2 protein-coding genes are annotated in these 5,501 nt (G+C 54.8%); both read right to left on the reverse strand.

Features of this window, described 5'->3' with window-relative positions:
• Positions 1-181: 181 nt before the first annotated feature.
• Positions 182-4,711, reverse strand: coding sequence for a DUF642 domain-containing protein (locus KUV39_RS18660; RefSeq protein ID WP_222460644.1), 4,530 nt, complete (start codon positions 4,709-4,711; stop codon positions 182-184).
• Between the two features lie 615 nt (positions 4,712-5,326).
• Positions 5,327-5,501 (reverse strand): transposase (locus KUV39_RS18665; RefSeq protein ID WP_222460645.1); only part of this gene is annotated, 175 nt, incomplete at its 5' end.

Here is a 5,501-nt window from a genome sequence, read left to right on the forward strand (position 1 = left end):
GAAAGGCGCAAGTTTGCCCATCTGCTCATCGGTCAGCCAGAAAAGATCACTCATGTCACCACTCCTTTTCGGAGCCGTGAATCATGTAGCGAGACTGAAATCAATGCATCCTGACCCTAGGTTCGCAGGCTTTTTGGAACTCGACTTGTCCGAAATCTTGTCCTTTCACACGCGCCGGCAATCACACCCCGATAAATTCAGTATCATCAACTTCTTCTGAGATTTCGTCCTCCTGCTCCATCGGGGTGAACAACATCGCCATGAGTTCTTCTCCGGTTGGCTCCTCCGAATCGAGTGAATTGCCCGTGGAATTCTGCCAATAATACTCGTTGGTCTCCGTCACCACGAGCTGCAGATCACTTCGACTGGCCTCTGACCCGTCCTCGTTTTGTCCAACTACCGAAACTTCGTAGATGTGATCGTCGTCATTATCCCACAACTGGCTATAATTCGGTGTGAACCAGTTGATCAGTGACAGATCTCCAGTGTCCGAGTTCACCTCGAAATACGCTGCATCCTCGCCATCCAGCCCATAGGTAACACCCTCGACGGCCCCCGGGCCCGACACTTCTATCGGTCCGGTATCGATGCCTTCTCCCGTTCCACCACTGCCGGAATCTGCGCCACCGGTGCCTTCCTGCCAGATGTAGGAATTGTCCTCGTTCACCACCAGTTCCAGATCGCTGCGGCTCGCCTCGGTACCATCGGCATTGGTGCCCACGACTGAAACTTCGTAGACGTGGTCATCATCGGCATCCCACAGTTGATCATAGTCTGGGGTGAACCAGTCGACTAATGACAGATCACCGGTGTCGGCATCGACCTCAAAATAGCCCGCATCTTCGCCTTCCAGCGCATAGCTAACACCGTCTACGTTGCCGCCGCCGCCAACCGTATCGGTACCGCCACTGACCGTATCGCCGCTGCCGGAGCCTTCCTGCCAGATATAAGAATTGTCCTCGTTTACAACCAGCTCCAGATGATCACGGCTAACTTCCATCCCGTCCGCGGCAGTGCCGACCACTGAAATTTCATAGATATGATCATCGTCGGCGTCCCACAACTGACCGTAATCCGGGGTGAACCAGCTCTGCAGCGTTACGTCTCCGGTTTGCGGGTCGATCTCAAAATAGGCGGTGTCCTCGCCCTCCAGCGAGTAAGTGACGCCGCTTCCACTGCCATCATCGGCCAACGGAATGCCCATCGCGGCCAATTGCGCAGGACTGTCTACCTGCACTGCGGAGATGCCCATCAGGGTGAGCGCTTCGCCACCGGGGAAGGTCAGAACGGCATTGCCGCCAACTTCACTTACGATCACGTCATCAGTGCTGACCGGATCCCCTGATGCGTTCAACAGCGCCGAGACGTCTATCTGATCGGCGCCCTGATAGCTTCCATCGCCCAGATCGGTAGGCGCCACGAAATTATGCACCTCATCACCGCCGTCACCCGTGCTGAAAATCAGCTGATCGGCTTGGCCATCTCCCGCGCCCAGATCAATGAAATCATTCCCTGCCCCTCCATTGATGGTGTCACGGCCTGCACCACCATCCAGGCTGTCATCGCCGCCATTGCCGGTCAGCCGGTCATCGTCGTCCTGACCTAAGAGCGTGTCATTGGCTGATCCGCCGGTCAACTGGTCATTGCCGGTGCCGCCTTCGGCATAGATCGCGCTGCTGGACGACAGTCCATCCAGCATATCATTGCCCGCGTCCAGATAGATCAGGTCATTGTCCTCGTCTGGGCCGACAAAAGCCAAGTCGTTGCCGTCGCCGCCATGCAATTCGTCATCGCCCTGGTTGCCCGCCAGCAAGTCATTGTCGTTGCCACCGAAAATCGTATCATTTCCAATGCCACCGATCAGCGAATCCTGACCCTCGTGACCTTCAATCACATCATTGCCGTCTCGCCCAAATACATGGTCATTGCCCGCGCCCGCATCGATCTGGTCGTCGCCGTAAAGCCCTTCGATCTCGTCATCGCCCAGGCCACCGGTGATTGTGTCATTGCCCCAGCCCCCGCGTAGCGTGTCGTTGCCTGCCAGGCCATTGATCACGTCGTCGCCGGTATCGCCTACAAGGCTGTCGGCACCTTCAGTGCCGGTGATCGTCTGCCCGTCAGCCGGGCCGCCGGTGCCGCCATCGCCGGGATCGGCATAGACCCAGATATTATCTACCTTGGCGTCAGTGCCGACGGAATCAGTGGCTGAAATGTTGGTGATCCGCAGCGAGGTTTCGGTGGTTGTCGCGGTAAAGGAAAAGTTGACATGTTCTGTTGTGCCGTCCGCCACCTGATAGGCGCGGCTTGCAATGGCGTCGCCATTCGCGTCCAGCACATCGACACGGAAAGAATGATTGGCCACGCCGCCGTTATCTTCGAACAGGTCCATCGAAACGGTCAACGTTGCCCCGGGTTCGGTGGCAAAGCTTTGCTCGATGGAATCGCCGTAATTGGCTTCGTCATTGGCGTTGAAGCTGACAAACCCGCCTTCGCCTGTCGGGCCTGTATTGCCCGAGGGGTTTCCCGCCTGCCAACCTGACAGATCGCCGGTCGCGAAATCACCGTTGGTCAGCAGATTGACCGCGCCTTCTGGCGGGGCAGCACCATCGCCTTCGCCGCCGCCAAGCGAGTTGAACAGCTCTTCGGAATACTGCCGACTTAGCCATCCCGAGGTGGTGGAAACCCCGTCATATTGCGCGTAGGCTTCGATCACGGCGGTGTTTTCCTGAATGGTTTCCGCATCCAGATTTACCGGCAGGCCATTGGTCGCATATTCCACATAAGCCCGCACCACATGGGGGCTGTCATAGGCCGCTTGTGCCTGCATCGCGAATTCAGCTGTATGCACATGGTCGGAATGGTCCGAACTGACATATTGAGAATCGTGATCCTGGATCATCACCATTTCAGGTTGATGCATATTCATCAGTTCGGTCATCACCCAGGTCAGCTCGTTTGCCGTATAGCTGTTCTGACCGTCGATCGAGTTGATCTCGGAAATCGCACCATCCCACAGCTGATCAACGCTTTCATACCCCGTTGAGCCATAGCCTGAGCCGCCCGGATTGCCATCGGGCAGGCGCAGGAAGTAAAGCCGTACCTCTGGCTGATCTTCCAGGTAGGAGGTGTGCACCTCGAAGGTCTTTGATCCGTTATCTAGCGTCACGGTCTCATCCATCCAGGCATCCGATCCAGTCATCACCGAATAGGCCGCTTTAATGCCAGCCTCGCGTCCGACCCAATGGGAGGCGTCGGCACCTGCATCGCCTGCGGTTGAAATCACCGTCACATGACCTAGACCATCCTCGATACTGCCGCGAATGTCGGGATTCATGAAATAGAGGTCATCATCGGCATGCGAAATCACCGCCATCGACGTAACATCGCTTATTTCACCGGGCTCAACCGGCTCGGGGTTTACGTCAAACTGTGTTGCGCTGTCGGGCTGGACGTAATCTGTGCCGTTGCTGGCCCCGCCCAACGTGACCGAATGCAAACCATAGCCCGCATCATCGATATTTGTCGCAATATTGCTATTGATACCATTGTTATCAAAATGATCCTGAATCGCTTGAAAATCGCCGTTCAGCGTGTCGTAAAGCGCGTTGTCGTCATATTTTGCGCCTGTGGTCTGCAAAGAGAAATCGCCATCACCCAGGTCGTTGATTTCCACCTCGATGGCCTTGGTATAACCGCCATCCTGTGCCATCACCCAGAACCTATCACCGGAAACAAGGTTGTCTGGTAACATGATGGAATGCTGCGCAAAATCCTCGCTGATCCAGGTGCCGCCGAAACTGTAGGTCATCAGGCCTGATGGTAGATCATCTCCGCCGACCTGATCAGAGAGGCTGATGTTGTTCAGAAGCGGCCCTGAGCCGTCGTTTTCATCAGACAATTCCCGGAAGGTAAGCGTGTCTGCGCCGCCGGTACCGGTGACCGAAACTTCAAAGGTGGTCCAGTCGGTGCTGGCATCAGGCTGGAACGTGCCCAAGGATTCCCCGTTCCATAGCACTTCGACACTTTCAGAATCAGCTCCGCGCTGCCCGGCATCAAATGACAGAGTATAGGTCGAACCGGCCTGAGTTTGTACAGTTTGCGACAGGGTATCAAGCGCGCCGCCGCTGTTCACATCAAGCTCGACAATGCCATCAGCGTCGCTGGTGGTAATTCCGTTAAATCCTTCGCCCCAAACTTCCACAACGCCGTTCTGGTTGGTCCAGCCCTCAATTGAGCTTTGGGTGGTCCAAGCACCATCCGCAACGCCCGAAGCAAGGCTCCCATTAACCAGAATATTCTGAGTTGAATCGATAATCGGAAAATAGGTGGCCGTATCGGGCTGGATATAGTCCGTGCCGTTGCTCGTGCCCCCAAGGGTCACCGAATGCAGACCGTACCCATTCGTATGGACGCTTGTGGCAACAGTCCATTGATTGCCACCGGTATCAAAATGATCCTGAATGGCCTCATAGTCGCCATTGATGGAATCATAGACCGATCCGCTGTCATATTTTGCATCCGTGACGCGCAACGAAAAGCCATCGCCATCCCCGCTTTGCACTTCGACCTGAATGGCTTTAGTGTAGATGTCATCATGTACGATCAGCCAAAACCGATCTCCGGTGACTAGATCGTCGGGGAGTGTCAGGCTATTGGACACTTGATCATCTAGTAGGGACAGTCCGCCAAAACTGTAAGAAATATCAACCATTACTTGGCCTCCAGAGAAGTTGATTCAAAGCCCAGGCATATCTGCGGATTTGCTCCTGGCGGGGGCCGTGATTTTGCTTTGTTTTGAATCTTTGTCGGTAGGGTGGAGACGCTAAACCGTGTCGTAGTGCACGTTTCGAGTCGAGCGTTGGTCGCTAACGAATTCACCTTGAAGTCAGGTGTCGGTAACACCTCGCGATCAACGTAACATCTGGTGCGGCGAATAGCGGACGGATGCCAAGAGCGCGTTTTTATTACCACAATTGAGTCGTTAATACCGGCAGGTCTCCCTGAAATCGAACCAGATACATTCGCCAAACTCACAACATTTCCTCCACAGCCGATATGGCCAACGAGGAAAAAAGTACTGACGCACCAGGGTGTTCGCAAGGGCAAGGAGCGGCATGTATTTTAAATTACTATTTTAATACAATGCCTTATAGGAAAGTAAACGCTACCGCCCCCGACCTGCTGACAGATATATTTTTACCCGCTGTGCGACAATAACTCGATGAGGTTTTGAATGTTCACAAATCCCTTGCGGCAAACGCGGTGAACCGCTGATTCGCTTAATGTTTTGCCCGCTCCCGGATTGCGGCCAAATTAGGGTCAGGATTCATAACCAATAGATGACGAGAGCCGCGAACGCGATGGCCGAGAGAAACACCTTGGGGCAGCGGTCATAACGGGTCGCGACACGCCTCCAATCCTTAAGCCTACCGAACATGATCTCGATCCGGTTGCGACGCTTGTATCTGCGCTTGTCGTATTTGACCGGCGTCTTGCGTTTC

The sequence above is a fragment of the Phaeobacter italicus genome (genome assembly GCF_019801785.1).
In the GTDB taxonomy this organism is placed as follows: domain Bacteria; phylum Pseudomonadota; class Alphaproteobacteria; order Rhodobacterales; family Rhodobacteraceae; genus Phaeobacter; species Phaeobacter italicus.